Origin of the sequence: Bradyrhizobium sp. Rc2d, from assembly GCF_900099855.1 — a bacterium.
Taxonomy (GTDB): Bacteria; Pseudomonadota; Alphaproteobacteria; order Rhizobiales; family Xanthobacteraceae; genus Bradyrhizobium.
The window spans coordinates 668,741-690,103 of record NZ_FNCU01000001.1 but is presented as its reverse complement, the minus strand read 5'-3'; the positions used below and the strand labels follow the sequence as shown (position 1 = coordinate 690,103).

Here is a 21,363-nt window from a genome sequence, read left to right as displayed (position 1 = left end):
GCCGGCGCTCCTACTTGGCAGAGGCCTGCGGCTGCTCGATCTTTGTCACTTGCGGGTCGATCTTCTGGCCCGGGATCACCCGCAGCAATCCTGCGATCACCACGCGGTCGTCTGGCTTCAGGCCGCTCTCGATCACGCGCAGGCCATTGTCGACGGGACCGATCTGCACCTTGCGCTGCTCGACGAAATTGTCGCCGTTGACCACGAGCAGGTAGCGGCCGCCCTGGTCGCTGCCGAGTGCGGTGTCGGGGACGAGCAGGGCGCTCTTCTCCTGGTCGAAGGGCACGCGGACGCGAACGAAATAGCCGGGCAGCAGCACCCGTTTGTCGTTGGGCACGACGCCGCGCACCGCGAGCGTGCCCGTCGATGTATTGAGGGTCGGCGAGACGTAGTCGAGGTGGCCTTCATGCGGATAGCCGGTCTCGGTCTGGAGGCCCACCTGGATCGGCAACTGTTTGAGGTCGGCGACGGTCAGCCCGCGGCGAGCCGCTTCGGCGCGGATGCGCAGCACATCCTGCTCGTTGACCGTGAAGTTCACCCAGATCGGGTCCAGCGCGACGATCTGCGCGAGCTGGGTCGGAGAGGAGACGCCGACGAGCTCGCCGACCGAGACCAAGTGCGCGCTGACGATGCCGTCGAACGGCGCCGTCACCCTGGTATAGCTGTAATTGACCTCGGCGAGCCTGGTATTGACCTGGGCCTGCTGCAGACTGGCCTGAGCGTTGTCGCGGGTGGATGTCGACGTGTCGAGGGTGGACTGTGAGACCGCCTGGCGCTGCACGAGCTCGACCTGGCGCTTGTAATCGGCTTCTGCCTGCTTGACGGTGGCCTGCGCGCCGACCTCGGCGGCCTTCGCCTGCTCGACTTTGAGCTTGTAGGTTTCCGGCTCGATGGTGAAGAGCTGGGTGCCCTGCTTGACGAAGGTGCCGTCCTGATAGTCGATCGATTGCAGAAAACCTTGCACGCGCGCGACGAGATCAACGCTCTTGATCGGCGCGGTGTTGCCGGTCGCCTCGATATAGCGCGTTACGGCGCGTTGCACCGGCATCGCCACGTCCACCTTGGCCGGCGGCGGCGCCACGAACGTATTCTTGTCCTCACAGCCGGCGAGCGCGATCACCGCGGTTGCCGTTGCCAAGGCCCGCCCGACATGTCTCCACGCTTCCTTACGTCGTGCGGGAGATGCGGGATTCGAGCGTGTCATTCGGTGGCCCCCGGGTTGCTGTCTGTCGGTGCGGCAGGCTACCAACAAATGCCCGTCCGTGGAACACCATAGCCATGGCAGTCAGCGGCCTTGCACTGCAAACGGCGGCGTGGCCTTTGACAGGTTTGTCATGACAAATGGCTTTTCACTGAGCGCACGATCGACCAGAATTGTGTCAAAGGCCATGTGACCGGCGTGATGCATCGGAAGAAGAAAAGGTGAGGAGACCATGACATGCCTACGTCGCTCCAGTCGGCCCTTGCCGGCCTCGTTCTCGCAGCGGCGGTCGCCATGCCCGCGCTAGCTGATGGCCTGAAGGACGAGATCGCGCCGACCGGCAAGCTGCGGGTTGCGATCGCGATCAGCCCGGCGGGCGGTGCGTTCTGGTCGACCAAGACCGAGGCCGGCTATGCCGGCGTTCCCGTCGATCTCGGCAAGGAGTTGGCGGCACAACTCGGCGTGCCCGCCGAATATGTCGTGCACCAGAATTCCGGCCAGATCACCGACGCCGCGTCGAAAGGCACATGGGACGTCACTTGGCTTCCCAAAGATCCCGAGCGCGAGACCAAGATGATGTTCGGCCCGATCTACGAGGTCGCGGACGCCACCTACATCGTCAAGCCCGGTTCGAACATCACCAATTTTGCCACGCTTGACCAGGTGGGCATCAAGGTCGCGGCCGTCAACGCCACCACCACCATGCGCGGCGCCATCGCGCATTTAAAGAGCGCGAAAGTCACGGGCTATCAGACCTATGACGAGATCTTCGGCCTGCTGAAGAGCGGCGAGATCGATGCCTTCGCGCTGTCGCGCGACCAGCTCAACAAGATGGCGCAGAAGATTCCGGGTACGCGTGTGCTGGACGAGACCTTCAAGAAGACCGTGACCGCTGTCGCCGTCCCGCGCGGCCACAGCCAGGCATTGGCGTTCGTCACCAAATTCATGACGGAGGCCACCACGAACGGCACGCTACGCAAGGCCTACGACAACAACGGCCTGAAGGATTCGCCGATCCGGACGGAGTAGTATGACCCATGTTGCGGCGCGCCGATCTGTCAGCGCCCCTTCATCTCCGCGTACTTCGCCATCGCGCGCTCGAATTTTCGGTTGAACAGCCACATCGCGGCAAGGATCTCGCGGAAGCTTGCGGAGGCTCGCGCGCGGTCGGCCTGTCCGAAAGCAAAGATGCTGTTGTTGCGCAGGTGCTTCATGATCGTGGGGCTGGACACCCTGTAGTTCAGGAGGTCGCCCGACTTGAGCGCGGACCTGGTCGGGGTGGGCACGATCTGGATCAACTCGAATAGCTTCATGTGGTCGATCGGGTCGGGCAGCGTCTTCACGATCCCCGGGATCTCCCGGAACAGATCGGCATGCGCGTTCATCAGGCCGTCGCGCACATTGGTCCAATGATTGAAGCGGTGATCGGTGCCGCGGGCGCGCGCCTCCTCCTTGTCGTCGCGCGCGCTCAGTCCTGGATCGATCGCTGCGATCTCGCCCTTGATGGCCTCCCATTTCCTGCGGCCGTTGCGGTCCTCGGAGGGGCCGGTCTGGAAGCTGCCCATATAGGTGTTCGAGCGTCCGTTGCGGACATTCTGCTTGCCGTTGGTCTCGGCGAAGAACAGCCCGAGGCTGATGCGCCCCGCAGCGTCCGCGTGGTCGGGTGCAAGCCCCTTGGCACGCGCGATCGCCGAGGCGAGATCGACGACGTCCTTGAACGGCGTTACCGAGTTCTGCGCATTGGCGGGCGGCGCCTCCATGATGTCGAACAGTTTCGAATATTCGTCGATCAAAGGCTCGATGTCGGCGTCGAAATAGGCAGGAGGAATCTCGAACTTATTGGGCTTTCCGATTCTAGCGGGAATGGCGTCGGTGAGATCCTTGTAGGTGCTGATGACGGCGACACGCGCCAGATACAGCGCCTGTCCCGGCAGGTTTGGCAGCGGCTGCTTCGCCTCGATCTGGCGCCGCCGCTCGGCCAGGACCGACCTGAAGTCGGCGAGCGCGCGGTCATAGGCGGCGAGCGCCTCGGATTGTTTTGCCGTGAGCGTGCCCTGCTGTCCGACGGCGGGTGCCGTCAAGAGGGCGAGCGCCGTCAAGGCAGCGGCAACAAGGTGTCTCGGTCCCATGCGGTTCCCCGGCAGCTGTCGAATCGTCGCCACGGAACGTAAGCATCAGACGCGGAGGCTGGCGAGATGCAATCTCTCCCGAGCCGACGGCTGCCCTCTCCACCTATAGCGCGCGTTTCGAACTTTCCGGGGCGAGCAGGATGCCGATGAAGGCGCAGGCCGCGATCGCCTCGAAATAGAGGATCACAGGGGTGAAGCTGCCGCTCGATCCCATCAGGGCGGTGCCGACCAGGGGCGCGATGCCGCCGCCCAGGATGATGCCGAGCTGCTTGCCGAGCGAGGAGCCGCTGACGCGAACCTCTGTCGGAAACTGCTCCGCCGTGAAGGCTGCTTCCGGCGCAAACATCAGGGCGTGAATGATTCCGATCGAGACGACCAGGCCCATGACGAGCAGTGTCGGGTCCTTTGTCGCGACGAGCTGGAAGTAGATCGGGTACCACGCCGCCGCCAGCAGGATGCCGATCGCGATGAACGGACGGCGGCCCAAGCGGTCCGAATAGGCCGCGATCAGCGGCACCATGCACATTTCCAGCACGTTGGCGACCATGGTCCCGAAGGTGACGCTGGATTGCGCCATGCCGAGCGTCTTGACGGCATAGCCGAGCACGAAGACCGTGCTCATGTACTGGAACGTGCTGTGCGCCATATTGGCGAGGCAGCCGAACAGCACCGACTTCTTCCACAACCGCGCCACGTCGAGCAGTGGTGCCTTCGGCCGCGCGGCTGAGGCCTGGACCGCCTTGAAAAGGGTCGACTCGTCGACCTGGAGGCGGATGTAGGTGCCGAGCACCACGAGGACGAGGCTGAGTACGAAGGGCACGCGCCAGACCCATTGCGCAAAGTCTTGCGGGGTCGAGACGAAGCCGAGCAAGGCGATGAAGCCGGAGGCCAGGATCACGCCGATCGGACCGGACGCGTTGACAAAGGAGGCGAAGAAGCCGCGTCTTGCCGACGGCGCATTCTCCAGCGTCAGCGACACCGCGTTCATGTATTCGCCGCCGAAGGCAAACCCCTGCACGAAGCGCAAGGCGACCAGCGCGATCGGCGCCAGGAGCCCGATCGAATCGTAGCTCGGCAGGCAGCCGATCAGGAAGCTCGCGACACCCATCAGCACGAAAGTGATCGTCAGCATCGCCTTGCGGCCGAGTTGATCGCCGTAATGGCCGAACACCATGCCGCCGAGCGGGCGGGCGACGAAGCCGACTGCAAACGTCGCGTAAACCGCCAGCATGCTCGCCGTCGAATCCATCTTTGGAAAGAAGAAGCGGTCGAACACGATCGGAGCGGTGAAGGCATAGATGAAGAAATCATAGTGTTCGATCACCGATCCGAGCGAGGATGCGATCACGAGCTTACGGAACGCCGGCGTGATTGGCGCCGCCCCGGCGCGACTGGTCGCCCCGGTGATGACCTCGGCAGTGTTGCTCATACGTTTCCCCTCTCTGCTTTTGCTTATGTCGTCTCACATCGGGCGCGCCGGGCTGGCGGCGGAACGAGGCAGGCCTCGCCGCCGCCGGATCGCTCACCGCGCCTCGTCGACGACGGGATTGCGCAGGATTGCGAGCTTCTCGACCTCGACCTCGACGACGTCGCCGGGCTTCATCCAGAGCGGCGGGGTGCGCTTGGCGCCGACACCGCCGGGCGTGCCGCTGACGATGACGTCGCCGGGCTCGAGCCGGGTGAAGGTCGAGCAATATTCGATCTGGCGCGGGATATCGAAGATCATGTGCTTGATCTGCGTTTCTTGCACGACCTGCCCGTTGAGACGTGTGGTGAGCTTGAGCTCGCCGAGCTCGCCGAGCTCGTCCGGCGTCATCATCCACGGGCCGAACGCGCCGGTATCGGGAAAATTCTTGCCCGGCGTGAACTGGTGGGTGTGGCGCTGGAAATCGCGGATGCTGCCGTCGTTGTAGCAGGCGTAGCCGGCAACGTGACCCATCGCCTCGCTGCGGGAGATGTATCGCCCGCCCTTGCCGATGATGACCGCGAGCTCGCCCTCGAAGTCGAGATGGGTCGAGACGCGCGGCCGGATGATGGGCTTCAGATGCCCGGTTTGACTGTTGGAATAGCGCGAGAAGATGGTGGGGTGCTCGACCTCGGGGCGGCCGGTTTCCTTCCGGTGCGTCTCGTAGTTCAGGCCGACGCACAGGATCTTGTCCGGGTTCGGAACGACCGGCAGCCAGCTCAGCCCCGCAAGCGGCGTGGCGGCCGCCTTGGGCTTCGCGTCCGCGACGCCTGCGAGCGCACCGGCGATGGCGGCCCTCAGATCGGCATAGCGGGTGGCGAGCACGGCGCCGGCATCGAGGAAATTGCTGCCCTCGACAAGGCCCCAGGTCGTCCGTCCGTCGATCGCAACGGTCGCGAGTTTCATGCTGTCTTCTCCATTTTGAAATCCGGATCGGGATGGCCGTGCAGGCGCGAAGTGACCTCGCGCAAGAGACTGCCGAGCTCGGCCGCGTTGCGCGCCGCCCCGAACACGTAATGATCGGGCCGTACGATCGCGGCGAGGACGCCGTGGCGGTCGAACCAGCCGGCCAGCACACTGTCGCTCTCTTGGAGCACGCCGGATGCATCGGCGCCGGCAGGCGCGATTGTCGTTGCGATCAATTCCGGATAAGCGGCGCAGAGCGCCATGAGGGAGGGGGCCTCGCTGCGGCGGCCGTCGATGAGCACGCGCAAGCGGGGCCCGGTGATCTTGTCGAGCAGGCAAGGCGCGCCATCGTGCAGGACCTGAGGCTGCGGAAACAAGCTGCCGCGCGCGGCTCCATCCTGATCGGCCAGGAAGCCCGTGCGGAGCGGCGGGATGATCTCCTGCCGCGTGATTTCGAGCGGCTTGCCGCGGCCTGCAATCAGGATCTGCGCATCGCGGCGTCGCGCGGCGGCCGGATCACGCTCGCAGATCGACTGGCCGATCGCCTTGATCTTGCCGGTCAGCTCGATCACGTGCTGCTTGCGCTCGGCGGTGTAGCTGTCGAGCAGGACGTCGGGCGAGACGCCCCTCAGCACGGAATCGAGCTTCCAGACGAGATTGGTCGCATCGCGCAGGCCCTGGCACATGCCCTGGCCGATGAAGGGTGGCTGTTGATGCGCGGCATCGCCGGCGATGATGATGCGATCGTTGCGCCAATCAGCGGCTACCAGGGCGTGGAAACGATAGGATGCCGCGCGCCACAATTCGCCATCCTCCGGCGCGAGCCAGGGCGCGAGCCGCTTCCACACATTTTCCGGCCGCTCCATCTGCCTGGGGTCTTCGCCCGGCAGCAGCATGATCTCCCAGCGACGATGGTTGTTGGGGCCGATCAGGAAGCTGACGGGGCGCGCCGGATTGCAGAACTGCGCGGAGTTCTGCGGCAGTTTTGCGAGCGCGTCCTCGTTGACCCGCACGTCGACCACGAGCCAGGGCTCATCGAAGATCAGGTCTTCGAGCGCGATGCCGGCGATCTGTCGCACCGTGCTCGAGGCACCATCGCAGCCGAGGACGTAACGCGCCGTCACCGTCCGCGATTGTCCTGCCGCATCCTTCAACGTCGCCCCGACGCGGTCTGTCCGCTGCACGAGATCGACCAGCTCGACGCCGAGCTCGGCGCGGACACAGGAAAAGCTCAAGGCGTGACGGCGCAACTCGGCCTCGACCGGCGGCTGGCTGAACACCATGCTGGGCGTGTAGCCGAGCGGGTAGGGCTTTTCGACCATGTGGACGCGCCGGATCAATTGACCGTCGACGCCAAAATGCTCGGAGGCGGTGAAGGGCTCGACATGGGGCGCGATCGCTTCGGCCAATCCCATATTGTCGAAGTGACGAAAGATCTCGTGGTCGAGCGCGATCGCACGTGGCTTGTCGTAGATGTCGGTGAGGCGATCGATGACGAGCGTGCGATGGCCAAGACGGCCGAGCAGCCCGGTCGCGACGGCGCCGGTCGGTCCGAAGCCGACGATAAGCACATCGCAATCCGTGGTGGCGGCGGACATCGTCATGTGCGGCGATCCGTGTCGAAGAGCACGGAGAGTTGCGCGGTCTTGCAGGCTTCGCTCTTGGGCGGCGCAATGCCCCATTGGTCGGTGCGTCCCGGCGGCCAGATCCATTCCGCCGGTCCCTTCGCGCGATAGCTGTCGTCGACCTGGAGGACTTCGGCGGTGTATTCGATGACGACCCCGTCCGGATCGACGAAATAGGCGAACACGTTGTCGCCGGGGCCGTGCCGGCCGACGCCCCAGCCGATCGGAAAGCCGTGATCAATCATGCGGCCGGAGCCGCGCATCACCGATTCCAGATCCGGCATCAGGAAAGCGATGTGGTTGAGGCCGTTGCTTGGTGCTTCCGCGAGCACGACGGCGTGGTGGTCGCTGTTGCAGCACAGGAATGCCATCAGCTTCGAGCGGTCGGTCAGGCGAAAGCCGAGCACCTGCTGATAGAACGTCGAGAGCTTTTCGATGTCGGCGCTGTTGATGTTGACGTGGGCGAGCCGCTCGGCACGGTCAGCCACGATGCGCGCCGTCTTGGTGCGATCGCCGTGGACGAACTCTATGCGGCAGCCCTGCGGCTCGCGGATCACGAAGTGCGTGCCGCCCGACGGCGCGTGCGATGGCGCGGGCGGCGTGATGATCTCGCAGTCCGCCTCGCGTGCGCGCGCGAACAGGCGGTCGAGATCGTCGCGCGAGCGGACGCGAAAAGTGGTCTTGCACAGCGCAGCTCGTTCGCCTTGCGAGAGTTCGAGAACGTGGAAATCCGCGCCCGTCGCGGCGAGATAGACCGTGCCCTCGGCTTCGGCCGCGACATCGAGGCCCCAGACCTTCGTATAGAAGTCGGCGGAGACGCCAAGGCGCGGCGTCGCAATCTCGACGCTGCGCAACGCGACCACCGGAAAATCGGACATCGGGCTTCCTCGTCAAGGCAGAGGGCCGCACCCGAATAGCCGCGGATCGCCCACCAAGCCGGTTGTTGTTGGCGAACGATTAATCTATATAAATCTATCCGTAAAGACGAAATTTATAAATTATTGGTGCTTGCAGCCTGTTGTACAAAAAATCTCGATGAATCAGTGGGACGCCATGAGCTCAGACCTGTCGAGCCCGAAGACCGACGCGCCGGCGACGCTGGCGACGAGCATCTATGCCCGCCTCAAGGCCGACATCCTGACCACGCGCCTTGCGCCCGGACGCAAGCTCCAGTCGCGCTTCCTGATGGAGCATTACAATGTCGGGCAGACCCCGCTCCGCGAGGCGCTCAACCGTCTCACCACCGAGGAGTTCGTCGTCGGCATGGAGCAGCGCGGCTTCTACGTGAAGCCGGTCAGCAAGGACGAGCTCCGGGAATTGACCAAGACGCGCTGCTGGGTCGAAGGGCTGGCCTTGCGCGAATCCATGCAGAACGCGACGCAAGAATGGGAGGAGGCGCTTCTGGTGACGCATCACCGCCTCGACCGCACGCCGCGTTCGCTCGATCCGGAAAAGTTCGCGGACAATCCGGAGTGGGAGAAGGCGCACCGCGCGTTTCACGCGACGCTGATTGGCCTGTGCGGCTCGCGCCCGCTGCTCGGCTTCTGCGAGCAGCTTGCCGACCGGCTCTACCGCTATCGCATGATGTCGATCGCGAAGGCCTACCCGGTCCGGAAGATCGGGACCGAGCATGCACAGATCCTCCAGGCCGTGCTCGACCGGAAGACCGACGATGCCGTCGCGCTGCTGCAGCAGCACTATCAGCGCACGGCGGATGTGATCGATTCGGATCTCGAGACGGTGCTGCCTAAGTCCGACACGCCTTACGCCGCGCGATAGTCCGGCGCCGTGGCCAGGAACTTGGCATAGGCATCCGCGTCCGGCGGCTGGAACCGCCCGGCGAGCCCGCCGCGCTTCTGGTTCTTCGCGCCAATGTCGGCCATCAGCTCGTCGAAATGGCGATAGTGATACGGCGCGACACACAGGCCGCCATAGACGCCCGCGGCCGGCCGTTCGACGCGTTTGAAGTGCAGCATCATCTCGATGTTGTCGCGCATGGCTTGCGCGGTCGGCTGGTTGGCGAGCTGGCCGTCGGCATAGCGCACCAGCCAGTTGGCGGCGAGATCGGCGCAGAGCACGGTGCAGAATGACGAGTTGAAGCCGACGAAGCCGAGCTCGGGCAGATCAGGGTTGGCGATCAGGCGATAGAGCCGGTACTGCCCATCCGCATCGACCAGCTTTTGCTGGTAGGCCGAGGGCAGGAACGGGACGCCGAGCTTGTAGCCGATCGCGAGCACGGCAATGTCGGCGCCGATGCGCTCGCCGCCGCTCATCACGATGCTGTCGCCGTCATAATGATCGAACGTGCCGAACACGGCCTTGATGCGGCCGTCGGCGACCATGGGATAGAAGCCCGGCGTTGCGATCGGCACAGAGCAGTTGACGCCGTCCTCGATCCGCTCCTTCGGGACCATGTTGCACCGGTTGAGCTTAAGCTGCGCCTTCAACAGGCTCTCCAGCCCGCGCCAGTTCGCCCAAACCAGCGGCGCGGCGAGGCGGTGCGCGAGCCGGGTCATCGTGCTGATGCCCCAGCCGGGAAACATCTCCTCCTGCGCGCGGATGTAGAGGATGCGCTTGAAGTTCACGAGCCCGCCGATGAAATAGGGGATGCGCCAGACCGGCTCGCGCATCACGATCGTCACCTCGCGCGCGCCTGCCTTGACTGCGTTCACGGCGATGTCGGTCGCGGATTTCGAGCCGCCGAGCACGACGACGCGGCGTCCCTTTGCCAGGGCGGCATCGTTGTATTTCGATGAATGCAGGATCTGGCCGCCCTGTGCCAGAAAGCCGTCCTCGCTAGGGCAATGCAGCTCGCGCGGTTCGTTAAACTGACCGGTGCACACCGCGATGAAATCGAAGTCCTCCTGCGAGGTCGCGCCGTCCTTGCCGCGCAGCGCGAGCGTCCAGCCCGGTTTGCCGTCGGCGCGCCGCGCCATCCCCGCGATCTCGGTGTTGAGGCGTAGCATGCGGTCGAGGCCAAAACTCTTCGCGTAGTCGGCGAGATAGGCGTGGACCTGCGGCCCGGTCGGCCATTCCGGATAGGCGTCCGGCATGGCGCGGTCGGTGTAGCGGTAGAGCTCCTTCGGGCTCTGGGTCTGCACTTCGGGATAGGAGCGCGCCGGCTCCCAGACGCCGCCGAGATCGCCGCTGCGCTCGATGATGGTGACGCGGTGACCGCGGATGGAGAACGCTTTTGCGGCGGCAAGGCCGGAGACGCCGGCGCCGATCACGCAGACATGCTTCGGAGTGATCATGGGTTTGCTCGCAATCAGTGTGTTTCGCGCGCAAGCGGCCACGTTCGGCCGCAAGGCGCGGCCGGCGGAGCTGCAAGCAGATGAAAGTGACGAGGAGGTGGGCCGCCTAGTCGTTGGCCTCGGGCGGCAGGAAGTCGACCTCGTGCAGGGCCGAGATGCGCACGACCTCGGCGGGGTCGGTCAGGTTGTGCAGCTGATTGAACAGCGCCTCCAGCTTCTGCATCGGCGAGACCCAGAACAGCGCGCGGCACGGCTTGTCGGACTTGTTGAAATAGCCGTGCGGGATGCCGCGCGGCATGCGCACGAGGTCGCCGGCATGGGCCTTGACCCATTGGCCGTCGAGCTTGAGGTCGAGCGTGCCCTCCTGCACCAGGATGAACTCGTCCTGGGTCGGATGGATGTGCACCGGCACGAACTGGCCGGGATCGCTGTTGGTCTCGAACGCGAAGGTGGAGTCGGTCACGGCCTTGGGGAAATAGACCTGGCCCAGGATGTTCCAGCTCTTGCCGCCATAGCCCGTGCCGTTTGCAGTAATGCCCTTTTCGAGTGCAGTCATGCTCGCCTCCTCATGGATTCCGGCGGGGATGGAGCATCGGCCAGTCGTGGCCCGCCTGTCTATCCGCTAAACGAATCCGCAACGGCTGTTGCCATGCAGCACGACGATTTTGTGGATGCGGCCCTTTTCGCTGTCACGGAACTATTATAGGCTTAAAGCAATTCCGTGACGCGAAGCGTGGTCGACGATGTCCGCAGCCGTGCTGGAAATGAGCGCGAGACCATTCGCAGCCGAACGGCTTGCGGATTTCGCCCGCGTCACCACGGACGACGTCGACGAAGCAGCCGAGCAGATCGGACGCATCTTCTGTCCGCACGATCTCAAGCCGACGCGTGCGCGCGCCGCCGGCTTCTCCGCCCGGCACAATTGCGCGGCATTCGCAGGCTTTTCCATCAACTATGTCGCCTATGGCGGATCGGTCAGCATCGATCCCGGCTGCCTCGAACGCTTCTTCCTGGTCCAAGTCCCGCTCACGGGCACCGCCCGCATTCGTGCCGGCGCCTGCGAGCTCGATGCCGTGCCGGACAGGACGGCGTCACTGCTGTCGCCGACGATCCCGACGCGCATGACCTGGGCCGACTGCGCGCAAGCGATCCTGCTGCTCGATCGCCGCATGGTCGAGCAGCGCGCCGCGGCGCTGTCGGGCAGGGCAGCCGGCACGGTCGAGTTCGATCCTGTGATCGACCTGGACGCGCCGTCCGGGCGGGCGTTGCGGGCCAGCCTTGCCGAGCTGATGACGCTCGCCGAACGTCTCGGTCCCGCCGGCAGGCTGTCACCGGTCGCGATGGCCGATTGGCGCGAGGTTCTCCTCGATCACCTCCTCAATGGCCAGCGGCATGACCTGTCGGATGCGATCAGGACGTTTTCGGGCCGGGCCGAGCGTCTGCCACGCGCGCTCCGCGCCGCGCGGGATCATCTTTCGGACAATGCCGGCGAGCCGCTCGACCTCGCACAGCTCGCCTGCGCCTCCGGCATCGGCATCCGCGCGCTCCAGCTCGGCTTCCGCCGTCACTTCGGCCTCTCGATCTCGCAGATGCTGCTCGACATGCGCCTTGCCGGCCTGAACGCCCGCCTCGCGCAGGCTTCGCTCGATGCCTCCATCACCGAGATCGCTTTCGATCTCGGCTTCACCCATCTCGGCCGCATGGCTGGCGCCTACCGCGAAAAATTCGGCGAGACGCCTTCGGCGACGTTGCGGCGAAGGATGAGTTAGCCGTGGTGAAGTTGGGCCCGGGCGGCGGTCCGTGTCCATCTCTCCCCAGCGGGGAGGGGTCGGATTGTCTGGCGATGCGAAGCATCGTCCAGTGCAATCCGGGTGAGGGGCCGCGGTACCCAGTGAGACTTGAACCCCTCACCCGGATCGCCTCTTACGATGCGATCCGACCTCTCCCTGCGGGAGAGGTGAGCCTTCGGCGCGAGGCCTACTTCCGCGGTCGCGTTGGGCCGTTGTCTTCGGCCGCCTGCCTGCGCAGAAAAGCCTCGACGTCAGCCTGCACGGAGTAGGGCGTCGGGATCGCATCGCCGGCGGAATCGACTGCGGTGTCGAGACAGCGGCGCAGCATGCGTGCGAGCTCGGCCTTGCGATAGGGCTTTCGCAAGAGCGGTGCGCCCATCGTGGCGCGTCCCTGCGTATGCAGCGAATCGTAGGCGTATCCGGAGGTGAACAGCACCCGCAGGGACGGTCGCGCGGCCACCATTTGCTCGGCGAGCTCCCGTCCGTTCATGCCGCCGGCCATCACGATGTCGGTGAAGAGCAGGTCGAACGCGGTGCCTTCGGCCGAAACGGCAAGCGCTTCGGCCGCATTGGCGGCGGGGATGACCTTATAGCCGAGGCTCTTGAGCTGGACCGTGACGTAGCGGCGGACGTCGCGGTCGTCCTCGACGCAAAGGACGGTTTCCTTACCCCCGACGATCTTGCGGTCGTCATAGCCGGTCGGGCGAAGCGCGCTCGTCTCCGCCTTCGGCAGGTAGATCGTGAACACCGTGCCGCTTCCTTCTTCGGACGCGACCTTGATGCCGCCGCCGGACTGCTTGACGAAGCCGAACACCATGCTGAGCCCGAGCCCCGTACCCTTGCCGACCTCCTTGGTCGAGAAGAACGGATCGAAGATGCGCTCGAGGATGGCCTGCGGAATGCCGGTGCCGGTGTCGGCGATCTCGATCTCGACATAGTCGCCGGCATAGCCGGCGCCGACCGCCACCGCTTCGCGGACGCCAAACACGACGTTGCGCGTCGTCAGCGTCAGCTTGCCGTCGTCCGGCATCGCATCGCGAGCGTTGATTGCGAGGTTGAGCAACGCCGAGCTCAGTTGGCCGCGGTCGGCATAGGCGAGCCAGACGTTGCCGCCAAGCCTGGTCACGATCTCGATCTTCTTGTCGAAGGTCGCCAGCAGCAGCTTTGCCAGTTTCTCGATCAGCTCGTTGACGTCGATCTCGGCCGGCTGGAGCGCCTGCTTGCGGGCAAAGGAGAGTAGGCTCGATGTCAGCGCGGCGCCGCGGTCGGCGGCTTCGCTGATCAGCTTGGTGATGGTCGCAAGCGGAGGGTTGTCCTTGACGGCGTCGGCGAGGATCTCGATCGTGCCGGTGATCACGGTGAGCATGTTGTTGAATTCGTGCGCGATGCCGCCGGTGAGCTGGCCGACCGCCTCCATCTTCTGGGCCTGGATCAATTGCTCCTCGGCAGCGCGCTTATGGGTGATATCCCTGACGAAGGTATTGATGATGGAGCGCTCTCCTATCCGCAACACCGTGCTGGACGCCTCGGTCAGGATGCGGTCGCCGTTCCTGTGGATCAGGCTGACCTCGAAGCGCATGCCGCTTGGTGCGGCCGACAATTCCGGAACGAGTCGCGCCATGCGCTGCCTGAAGGCGGCGCGGAGCGGCTCGGCGACGATGAGATCGACGACATCGGCGCCGAGAGCCTCCTCACGCGTCCATCCGGTCAGGGCCTCGGCCTGAAGGCTCCACTCCAGCACGACACCGCTGTCGTCGATCTGAATGAAGGCATCGAGTGCGGTCCTGATGACGGCTTGCGTCATCTGCGCACTGTCGCTGCGCGCTTGCGACAGTGCGGCCGATTTCGCGGCGGCGCGTTTTGCCTCTGACGTCTCGATGGCGCGCGTGCAGAGCCGCGCGAGCAGCACCGCGATTGCCGCACTCACCAGCAGGGCGACAAGCTGGGCCGTGCCGAAGCCAGCGCCGCCGGTCACGGCGTAGGAAGCGAGAAGGGCCGCAGCGGTCACGATGACCTGGGCGGCCATCGCAAGTGTCAGAAGCCCCCTGAGTTTCATGGTCTCACACCAAAGACGCCAACCGCGGACCGCCCGGCCGCTCCGTCGGCGACGTCCGGCTTGATGTGAGCTACAGACTCCGCGTGGCTCCGTCGAGGGGCAATTTACGGTGGTAGCGGGCGGCGGGTCCCTTCAGGAGAGGGAGTACCGCGTCATCCCGCCGGCGGATCGGTCTGGCGCAGCGTCGTCACCCAGATCACGCGTGCCACCTGCTGGGTCGGGTTGTCGAACATGTGCGGCACGATGCTCGGAAAGCGAAAGCTGTCGCCGGCCTCCAGCACATGAGCCTGGTTGTCGAGCCACAGCCGCAGGCTGCCCGCGAGGATGTAGCCGGCCTTCTCGCCGGTGTGTTGCAGGAAGTCGGTGCCGGACGAGGCGCCGGGATTGAGCGTGAGCTCGTAGAGTTCGAGCTGGCCCTTGCCATCAGGCGTGAGCGCCTCCTTGACCACGCCGCTGGCGGTGAGCCGCAGCAGCCGCCGGTTATTCTTGCGCACGATGTAGCGCTGCACGTCGGCGGGATCGCTGCTCTCGAAGAAATAGGAGATCGGAACGTCGAGCGCGATGCTGAGCAGGCGCAGCGTGCGGATCGACGGCATGGCGCGGGCGCGCTCGAGCTGGCTGATCATGCCGGTGGAGAGGCCGGTCTTGTTGGCGACGTCCTGGATCGAGAGGCCCGCGCGCTGGCGCAGCAGCCGCACGGTCTCGCCGAGGCGCTGGTCGACCGCATCGTCGGCCTCGATCGCCGGAGCGTCCTTCGGATCCTTCGTATCGCCGCGACCATCCATGTCGCTCTCCCATGCATCATCTCAAGCCCGCACCGCATCAGTCCGAGGCTTTAGTCAGGGTGAAAAAGTCGCGCATTCTAGCAATGCGATTGACAGCTGTATTTAGTCGTGATGAAATTTTGGCTGAAAAATTTAGAAGCACTAAAGCCCACTCCTGTCCCTTCGCCGGGGTCTCGGGGCGCGGGGGACGGTGCCGCGTGCGACAACGGAGAGTGGCCATGGCAGACGGCACCGGCAAGTTCGGCGTTGGAGCAGTGCATCTCGGCATTCCGAATCGCCGTCAGTTCTTCCAGCTTGGGGCCGGCGCCGCGGCAGGATGGACCCTTGCAGGCAATGCCTTCGCGCAGGTCGAGCGCCCGACCAATCCGCCGGACAAGCCGCGCGGGCAAGTGATCGCAGCGCTGTCGCAGGAGCCGACCGTCTTTCATCCCTTGATGCCCGGCATCGAGGTCGATCAGGGCGTCTGGTGGCAGGTGTTCTCTCTGCTCTGGTTCATCGATCCTGCCGGCAATTTCGTTCCTGACCTCGCGCGCGAGGTTCCGACCATCGAGAATGGCGGCCTGTCGGCCGACGGTCTGACCTGGAAGATCAAGCTGCGCAGCGACGTGAAGTGGCATGACGGCACGCCATTCACGGCCGACGACGTCAAGTTCTCGCTCGAGCTGATCAACAATCCCGATTTCCGCGCCCGCAGCCGCGTCGGTCACAGCCTGGTCAAGGACATCAAGGTCGTCGCGCCCGACGAAATCCACTGGCGAATGGAAGCTCCCTATTCGCCCTACATGTCGATCCTGGGATCGCTGACCTTCATCGTGCCCAAGCACATCCTTGAGAAGGTGTCCGATCCGAACGCCTCACCATTCCACAATGCGCCTGTCGGCACCGGGCCGTTCCGCTGGGGCGAGCGCGTGCCCGGCGACCATATCCTGCTCAATGCCCACACCGGCTATCACGGCAAGGGGCCGTACGTCGAACGCGTGGTCTTCAAATACATTCCTGATCTCACCGTGCTCTACACCCAGTTCCGCACCGGCCAGGTCGACTACACCGGGCTGCAGGGCATCCTGCCGAACTTCGTGCAGGAGGCGAAGACACTGAAGGGGCGCAAGATCGTCGTCTCCTCGACCTCTTCGGTGGAGCATATCGCGCCCAATCTGGAGTTCGGTCCCTTTGCCGACCGCGCGGTGCGCGAGGCGCTCTATCTCGCCATCAACAAGCAGGCGATCATCGATGCGCTCTATTACGGCCTGCCGACGCAGACGGAGAGCTTCGTGCCGCAGCAGGCCTGGTCGTTCCAGCAGGGGCTGCCGCAACACAAATACGATCCCGCCAAGGCCAACGCGCTGCTCGATGCCGCTGGATGGGTTCGCGGCTCCGGTGGCGTGCGCGAGAAGGGCGGGGTCAAGCTCGAGTTCACCAACTCGACGACATCAGGCAATGCGGTGCGCGAGCAGACCCAGCAGCTCCTGATCCAGGACTGGCGTGCGATCGGCGCTGCGATGCGCGTCAACAACATGCCGGCCGCCGTGATCTGGGGCGACTTCTGGCAGCAGTCGAAATTCAATTCAGTGCTGGTGTCCGTGAACTTCATGCTCGGGAGCGATCCCGACGTGACGCCGCGCTTCGGCTCCGGTGCCATTCCGGCCAAGGGCGGCCGCGGCTACAACACCTATCAATACAGGAGCCCCGAGGCGGATCGTCTCCTCGGCGACGGCGCCAAGCAGTTTGAGATCGCCCAGCGCAAGACGACCTATGGCGACCTGCAAAAGCTGATCCGCAATGATCTCGCCATCCTGCCGCTGTTCCAGGGCTTCATCGCCGAGGGCGTGAAGGAGAGGCTGCAAGGCTTCCGTCCCAACATCAACACCTCCATCAACTGCTGGAACATCCGCGAATGGTACTGGGCCTGATCTATCAGGTGTGCAGGGCAGCCTGAGATGGCCCGTTACGTCGTCAACCGCCTGGCCCAGGCGCTCATGCTGCTGGTGATCGTCTCGGGAATCGGCTTTGCCATCCTGCACCTGGCGCCCGGCGGTCCGCTGTCGCAATTCGCGGCCTCCGCGCAGATGACGCAGGAAGACCTCGACCGCGTCACCAAGCAGCTCGGGCTCGATCGCCCGTTGCCGATCCAGTATCTCGACTGGTTCGGTCGCATGGTGCGGGGTGACTGGGGCCGCTCCTATCGCGACGGCGAGGCGGTGCTGTCGGTGATCTCCTCGCATCTCGGCGCCACGCTGGAACTGATGGCGACGGCGACCATCATCGCGGTGCTGCTCGGCTGCTGGATCGGGGTGCTGGGTGCGCTGCGCCGTTATTCGTTGTTCGACACGCTCGCAACCGTCGGCGCGATGATCGCACTGTCGATCCCGACCTTCTGGTTCGGCCTCGTCACCATCTACGTGTTCTCGGTGAAGCTCGGCTGGCTGCCGGCCGGTAACCGCGAGACCGTCGGCGATGGCTCATTCCTCGACCTGTTGCATCACCTGATCGCGCCGGCCTTGGTGCTGGCGCTGGTCGAGACCGCGATGTGGGGCCGCTTCATGCGTTCCTCGATGCTCGAGGTCATCAACCAGGACTACATCCGCACCGCCCGCGCCAAGGGCATGCCGGAATGGCGGATCCTCACGGTGCACGCGCTGCGGAACGCGCTGCTGCCGATGATCACGGTCGCCGGCCTTCAGTTTCCGACGCTGCTTGGTGGCGCGCTGGTGGCCGAGACCGTCTTCACCTGGCCCGGCATGGGGCGCCTGTTCCTCGATTCCATCGGCTATCGTGACTACCCCGTGGTGATGGGCATCTTGATGTTCTCGGCGACCATGGTGCTGATCGGCTCGTTGCTCGCCGACATCTTCTATGCCGTCGTCGATCCGCGCATCCGGGTGGGCTAGGCGATGGCGACCGCGACCCTTTCCACAGTTCAGCCCGCCCCCGGCCAGGCCGCGTGGCGGCGTTTCCGCCGGCATCGGCTGGCGCTCGCGGGCGCCGTGATCATTCTGGTGCTCGTCCTCGGCTCGGCGTTTGGTCCTTATCTCTTGCCATTCGATGACACCTATATCGACGTCATGAAGCGGTTCGCGCCGCCGCTGTCGGGTGCACACATCCTCGGCACCGACGAGCTCGGCCGCGACGTGCTGGCGCGCTTGATGATGGGCGGCCGCGTCTCGCTCTCGATCGGCATCGTGGCGATGGTGATCGCGATGGCGGTCGGCATCGTCGTCGGCGCCTTCGCTGGCTTCCATGGCGGCGTGGTCGGCGCGGTGCTGATGCGGCTCGTTGACGCCGTGCTGTGCTTCCCGACCATCTTCCTGCTGCTCGCGCTGGCGGCGCTCACCGAACCCGGCCTCGTCACCACCACCGTGCTGATCGCAGCGACGGCGTGGATGAGCGTCGCCCGCGTCGTCGAAGCGCAGGTGCGCTCGCTGCGGGAGCGTGAGTTTGCGGTCGCCGCGCTCGCCTTCGGCTCCTCGAACCTGCGGATCATGTTCCGCGAGCTCGTGCCCAACGCGATCGCGCCGATCGTGGTCGCGGCGACGCTGAACGTCGCCAAGGCGATCCTGCTCGAATCCTATGTCAGCTATCTCGGCTACGGCATCCAGCCGCCGGCTGCGAGCTGGGGCAACATGCTCAACAACGCCCAGATCTATCTCACCAGCGCGCCATGGCTTGCGATCGCGCCGGGCGTCGCCATCACGCTGGCGGTGACGAGCTTCAACTTCCTCGGTGACGGCCTGCGCGATGCGCTCGATCCGCGAATGAACATCCCATGACGAGCCCAGGTCCGTTCGAACTGAAGTCCAGGAGTGCCCCATGTCCCCGCCGCTCAACCGTATAAACAGCGATGAACGCCTGCCGGCACAGGCGGATGTCGTCGTCATCGGCGGCGGCGTGATCGGCGTGTCCGCGGCCTATCATCTGGCGAAGAAGGGCCTTTCCGTCGCGCTGGTCGAGAAGGGCCATGTCGGCGGCGAACAGTCGAGCCGCAATTGGGGCTGGTGCCGCCAACAGGGCCGCGCGCGCGAGGAAATTCCACTCGCACGTGAGGCGCTGCGGCTGTGGGAGGACATGCAGAACGACGCCGGTGTCGATGCCGGCTTCCGCCGCACCGGCGTGCTGTTCCTGACCAAGAGCAAGGACGAGCTTGCGAGCTGGGAACGCTGGGCCGCGGTCGCGCGCGAGCAGCAGGTCCACTCCACCATCCTGACGCCGGCCGAGATCGCCGAACACATGCCAGGCAATGCCGACAAATGGGTCGGCGGCCTGCACACGCCGAGCGACGGCCGCGCGGAGCCGTCGATGGCCGTGCCGGCGCTCGCCACTGCCGCGCGAAAGCACGGCGTCACCATCCATCAGGGCTGCGCCGCGCGCGGACTGGAGACTCAGGGAGGACGAGTCAGCGCCGTCGTCACCGAGAAGGGCATCATTCGCACGCAGTCCGTGCTGCTGGCGGGCGGCGCATGGTCGTCGCTGTTCTGCCGTCGTCACGGCATCGAGCTGCCGATCGGTCTCGTCAACGCCACGGCATGTCGGACCACGCCGGGGCCGGAGATCACCTCCGGCGCGCTCGGCACCGATTTCTACTGCATCCGCCGCCGTCTCGACGGCGGCTTTACGCTGGCGCTGCGCAACCGCGGCACGGTCGAGCTGTCACCCGACCTGTTCCGCTACGCCCGCACCTTCTGGCCGACCTATCAGCATCGCAAGAACGGGTTGAAATTGTCGTTCGGCAAGTCGTTCTTCGACCAGCTCGTGCGCGGCACCAGCTGGAGCTTTGACAAGCCGTCGCCGTTCGAGGCCGAACGCGTGCGTGATCCGGCGCCCGACATGTCGCTGGTCAATGCGGCGCTAGCGTCGCTGATCCGTTCGAATCCGGAATTGAAGGACATCGAGATCGCGGAAGCCTGGGGCGGCACCATCGACTGCACGCCAGATACGATCCCCGTGATCTCGCCGGTAGATGCCTTGCCCGGCTTCTTCCTCGCCACCGGCTTCTCCGGTCATGGCTTCGGCATTGGTCCCGCGGCCGGCAAGCTCGCCGCCGATATCGTGACCGGCTCGACACCGCTGGTCGACCCGGTGGCTTACAGCCACAAGCGCATGATCGACGGCCGGCGGCTCGCGCCGGTCAGCCCGTTTTGAGGCGGCATGACGGTTCTCTACAAGGCCAACATGATTCGCGGCGCCGAGTGGGCGCGCTTCTTTGCGGAGCGCGCGCCGCATCTGCCGTTCCGGCTCTGGCCCGACATCGGCGATCCCGCTGATATCAGTTATCTGGTGGCGTGGGTGCCGCCGGAGGATATCGCCACGACGTTTCCGAATCTCGAACTGGTCTTCTCGGTCGGCGCGGGTGTCGATCAATTCGACGCCACAAAGCTTCCGGCGCATATTCCGCTCGTCCGCATGCTGGAGCCCGGCATCGCCGAGACTATGGTGGAATACGTCACCATGGCCGTGCTCGGCCTGCATCGTGATCTCCTCCACTTTATCAATCAGCAGAAGGAGCAGGTCTGGCGCGAGATCCGGATCACGCCGGCGAAGCGGCGGCGTGTCGGCGTGATGGGGCTCGGCCAGCTCGGCCAGGCCGTGCTCGATCGGCTCAAGGCGTTCGGCTTCCCGCTGCTCGGCTGGAATCGCTCGCCGCGCGAGATCGAGGGCATCACCTGCTATTCGGGCGCGGGCTCGCTGCCGGACTTTCTGTCGCAGACTGACATCCTCGTCTGCCTGCTGCCGCTGACCGGCGAGACCCGCTGTATCTTGAACGCGGACCTGTTCGCGCGCCTGCCGCGCGGTGCCTCTCTCGCCAATGTCGGCCGTGGCGCGCATCTCGTCGAAGCCGATTTCCTCGCCGCGCTCGACAGTGGCGCGCTCTCGGGCGCCGTTCTCGACGTCGCCGAGCCCGAGCCGCTGCCCGCGGGCCATCCGTTCTGGAGCCATCCGCGCATCCTGCTGACGCCGCACAATGCCAGCATGACCACGCCGGATACGGCCGTCGATTTCGTGCTCGACGTCATCGCACGCCACCGCCGCGGCGAAGATCTGCCGGGCCTCGTCGACCGTAGCCGCGGTTATTGAGGTTGAGATGGTGATGGGAACATCAGCGCAGCCACGAGCTCAGTTCACCTCTCCCGCTCTTGTCCGCCGAAGCCTTGGCGAAG

The 21,363-nt window shown here is 65.1% G+C and carries 18 protein-coding genes; 8 read left to right on the top strand and 10 right to left on the bottom strand.

The window, feature by feature from the left end; genetic code table 11:
* Window positions 1–10: 10 nt before the first annotated feature.
* Window positions 11–1,204, bottom strand: coding sequence for an efflux RND transporter periplasmic adaptor subunit (locus tag BLV07_RS03225; RefSeq protein WP_091879536.1), 1,194 nt, complete (start codon window positions 1,202–1,204; stop codon window positions 11–13).
* 234 nt (window positions 1,205–1,438) lie between these two features.
* Here BLV07_RS03225 and BLV07_RS03220 point away from each other — a divergent pair, with 234 nt between their 5' ends.
* Window positions 1,439–2,230, top strand: a complete 792-nt coding sequence (locus BLV07_RS03220; RefSeq protein WP_091879533.1) for an ABC transporter substrate-binding protein — start codon at window positions 1,439–1,441, stop codon at window positions 2,228–2,230.
* A gap of 29 nt (window positions 2,231–2,259) precedes the next feature.
* Here BLV07_RS03220 and BLV07_RS03215 read toward each other — a convergent pair whose 3' ends face one another.
* From BLV07_RS03215 to BLV07_RS03195, 5 genes are all read right to left on the bottom strand, one after another.
* On the bottom strand, window positions 2,260–3,330 hold the full coding sequence (locus BLV07_RS03215; protein WP_091879530.1) for a hypothetical protein: 1,071 nt from the start codon (window positions 3,328–3,330) through the stop codon (window positions 2,260–2,262).
* A 103-nt stretch (window positions 3,331–3,433) separates the two neighbouring features.
* Window positions 3,434–4,759 (bottom strand): MFS transporter, encoded by a 1,326-nt coding sequence (locus BLV07_RS03210; protein WP_091879528.1) that lies wholly within the window; start codon window positions 4,757–4,759, stop codon window positions 3,434–3,436.
* Between the two features lie 93 nt (window positions 4,760–4,852).
* A complete protein-coding gene (locus BLV07_RS03205) occupies window positions 4,853–5,701 on the bottom strand; it encodes a fumarylacetoacetate hydrolase family protein (protein WP_091879525.1) in 849 nt (282 codons plus the stop codon).
* Window positions 5,698–7,305 (bottom strand): bifunctional 3-(3-hydroxy-phenyl)propionate/3-hydroxycinnamic acid hydroxylase, encoded by a 1,608-nt coding sequence (locus BLV07_RS03200; RefSeq protein WP_091879523.1) that lies wholly within the window; start codon window positions 7,303–7,305, stop codon window positions 5,698–5,700. Before BLV07_RS03200 ends, BLV07_RS03205 begins: the two co-directional genes overlap by 4 nt.
* Window positions 7,302–8,204 (bottom strand): VOC family protein, encoded by a 903-nt coding sequence (locus tag BLV07_RS03195; protein ID WP_091879519.1) that lies wholly within the window; start codon window positions 8,202–8,204, stop codon window positions 7,302–7,304. Before BLV07_RS03195 ends, BLV07_RS03200 begins: the two co-directional genes overlap by 4 nt.
* Before the next feature lie 175 nt (window positions 8,205–8,379).
* Between BLV07_RS03195 and BLV07_RS03190 the strand changes: the two genes are divergently transcribed.
* The gene (locus BLV07_RS03190) at window positions 8,380–9,105 is read left to right on the top strand and encodes a GntR family transcriptional regulator (RefSeq protein WP_091880341.1); all 726 of its coding nucleotides are present in this window, start codon (window positions 8,380–8,382) and stop codon (window positions 9,103–9,105) included.
* On the opposite strand, the gene BLV07_RS03185 is transcribed toward BLV07_RS03190, so the two are convergent.
* Both BLV07_RS03185 and BLV07_RS03180 read right to left on the bottom strand, forming a co-directional pair.
* Window positions 9,090–10,580, bottom strand: coding sequence for a flavin-containing monooxygenase (locus tag BLV07_RS03185; RefSeq protein WP_091879516.1), 1,491 nt, complete (start codon window positions 10,578–10,580; stop codon window positions 9,090–9,092). The genes BLV07_RS03190 and BLV07_RS03185 overlap by 16 nt on opposite strands.
* Window positions 10,581–10,686: 106 nt before the next feature.
* Window positions 10,687–11,136: a cupin domain-containing protein gene (locus tag BLV07_RS03180; RefSeq protein WP_024339447.1), complete on the bottom strand. Its 450-nt coding sequence runs from the start codon at window positions 11,134–11,136 to the stop codon at window positions 10,687–10,689.
* Between the two features lie 187 nt (window positions 11,137–11,323).
* On the opposite strand from BLV07_RS03180, the gene BLV07_RS03175 reads away from it, so the two are divergent.
* Window positions 11,324–12,349 carry an AraC family transcriptional regulator gene (locus BLV07_RS03175; protein WP_091879513.1) on the top strand — a complete coding sequence of 342 codons (1,026 nt, stop codon included), beginning with the start codon at window positions 11,324–11,326 and terminating at the stop codon, window positions 12,347–12,349.
* Window positions 12,350–12,557: 208 nt separating this feature from the next.
* On the opposite strand, the gene BLV07_RS03170 is transcribed toward BLV07_RS03175, so the two are convergent.
* Window positions 12,558–14,426: an ATP-binding protein gene (locus tag BLV07_RS03170; protein ID WP_091879510.1), complete on the bottom strand. Its 1,869-nt coding sequence runs from the start codon at window positions 14,424–14,426 to the stop codon at window positions 12,558–12,560.
* A gap of 152 nt (window positions 14,427–14,578) precedes the next feature.
* On the bottom strand, window positions 14,579–15,211 hold the full coding sequence (locus BLV07_RS03165; protein ID WP_091879507.1) for a cupin domain-containing protein: 633 nt from the start codon (window positions 15,209–15,211) through the stop codon (window positions 14,579–14,581).
* Between the two features lie 218 nt (window positions 15,212–15,429).
* On the opposite strand from BLV07_RS03165, the gene BLV07_RS03160 reads away from it, so the two are divergent.
* Genes BLV07_RS03160 through BLV07_RS03140 form a run of 5 tightly spaced genes read left to right on the top strand, consistent with a single transcriptional unit; the run spans window position 15,430 to window position 21,280 of the window.
* Entirely contained in the window at window positions 15,430–17,121 is a 1,692-nt protein-coding gene (locus BLV07_RS03160; RefSeq protein ID WP_091879504.1) for a peptide ABC transporter substrate-binding protein, read from the top strand.
* 27 nt (window positions 17,122–17,148) lie between these two features.
* Window positions 17,149–18,099: an ABC transporter permease gene (locus tag BLV07_RS03155; protein ID WP_091879502.1), complete on the top strand. Its 951-nt coding sequence runs from the start codon at window positions 17,149–17,151 to the stop codon at window positions 18,097–18,099.
* Between the two features lie 3 nt (window positions 18,100–18,102).
* Window positions 18,103–18,978, top strand: coding sequence for an ABC transporter permease (locus BLV07_RS03150; protein WP_091879499.1), 876 nt, complete (start codon window positions 18,103–18,105; stop codon window positions 18,976–18,978).
* A gap of 40 nt (window positions 18,979–19,018) precedes the next feature.
* Window positions 19,019–20,347 (top strand): NAD(P)/FAD-dependent oxidoreductase, encoded by a 1,329-nt coding sequence (locus BLV07_RS03145; protein WP_091879496.1) that lies wholly within the window; start codon window positions 19,019–19,021, stop codon window positions 20,345–20,347.
* A gap of 6 nt (window positions 20,348–20,353) precedes the next feature.
* Window positions 20,354–21,280: a 2-hydroxyacid dehydrogenase gene (locus BLV07_RS03140; protein ID WP_091879493.1), complete on the top strand. Its 927-nt coding sequence runs from the start codon at window positions 20,354–20,356 to the stop codon at window positions 21,278–21,280.
* The last annotated feature ends 83 nt before the right edge of the window (window positions 21,281–21,363 follow it).

What these genes read in the sequence shown, in the direction of transcription:
- BLV07_RS03220 (WP_091879533.1), top strand. Translation starts at nt 1,439, where the DNA reads ATGCCTACGTCGCTCCAGTCGGCCCTTGCCGGCCTCGTTCTCGCAGCG.
- BLV07_RS03150 (WP_091879499.1), top strand. Translation starts at nt 18,103, where the DNA reads ATGGCGACCGCGACCCTTTCCACAGTTCAGCCCGCCCCCGGCCAGGCC.
- BLV07_RS03190 (WP_091880341.1), top strand. Translation starts at nt 8,380, where the DNA reads ATGAGCTCAGACCTGTCGAGCCCGAAGACCGACGCGCCGGCGACGCTG.
- BLV07_RS03165 (WP_091879507.1), bottom strand. Translation starts at nt 15,211, where the DNA reads ATGGATGGTCGCGGCGATACGAAGGATCCGAAGGACGCTCCGGCGATC.
- BLV07_RS03160 (WP_091879504.1), top strand. Translation starts at nt 15,430, where the DNA reads ATGGCAGACGGCACCGGCAAGTTCGGCGTTGGAGCAGTGCATCTCGGC.
- BLV07_RS03175 (WP_091879513.1), top strand. Translation starts at nt 11,324, where the DNA reads ATGTCCGCAGCCGTGCTGGAAATGAGCGCGAGACCATTCGCAGCCGAA.
- BLV07_RS03215 (WP_091879530.1), bottom strand. Translation starts at nt 3,330, where the DNA reads ATGGGACCGAGACACCTTGTTGCCGCTGCCTTGACGGCGCTCGCCCTC.
- BLV07_RS03200 (WP_091879523.1), bottom strand. Translation starts at nt 7,305, where the DNA reads ATGACGATGTCCGCCGCCACCACGGATTGCGATGTGCTTATCGTCGGC.
- BLV07_RS03195 (WP_091879519.1), bottom strand. Translation starts at nt 8,204, where the DNA reads ATGTCCGATTTTCCGGTGGTCGCGTTGCGCAGCGTCGAGATTGCGACG.
- BLV07_RS03210 (WP_091879528.1), bottom strand. Translation starts at nt 4,759, where the DNA reads ATGAGCAACACTGCCGAGGTCATCACCGGGGCGACCAGTCGCGCCGGG.
- BLV07_RS03155 (WP_091879502.1), top strand. Translation starts at nt 17,149, where the DNA reads ATGGCCCGTTACGTCGTCAACCGCCTGGCCCAGGCGCTCATGCTGCTG.
- BLV07_RS03225 (WP_091879536.1), bottom strand. Translation starts at nt 1,204, where the DNA reads ATGACACGCTCGAATCCCGCATCTCCCGCACGACGTAAGGAAGCGTGG.
- BLV07_RS03140 (WP_091879493.1), top strand. Translation starts at nt 20,354, where the DNA reads ATGACGGTTCTCTACAAGGCCAACATGATTCGCGGCGCCGAGTGGGCG.
- BLV07_RS03185 (WP_091879516.1), bottom strand. Translation starts at nt 10,580, where the DNA reads ATGATCACTCCGAAGCATGTCTGCGTGATCGGCGCCGGCGTCTCCGGC.
- BLV07_RS03145 (WP_091879496.1), top strand. Translation starts at nt 19,019, where the DNA reads ATGTCCCCGCCGCTCAACCGTATAAACAGCGATGAACGCCTGCCGGCA.
- BLV07_RS03180 (WP_024339447.1), bottom strand. Translation starts at nt 11,136, where the DNA reads ATGACTGCACTCGAAAAGGGCATTACTGCAAACGGCACGGGCTATGGC.
- BLV07_RS03170 (WP_091879510.1), bottom strand. Translation starts at nt 14,426, where the DNA reads ATGAAACTCAGGGGGCTTCTGACACTTGCGATGGCCGCCCAGGTCATC.
- BLV07_RS03205 (WP_091879525.1), bottom strand. Translation starts at nt 5,701, where the DNA reads ATGAAACTCGCGACCGTTGCGATCGACGGACGGACGACCTGGGGCCTT.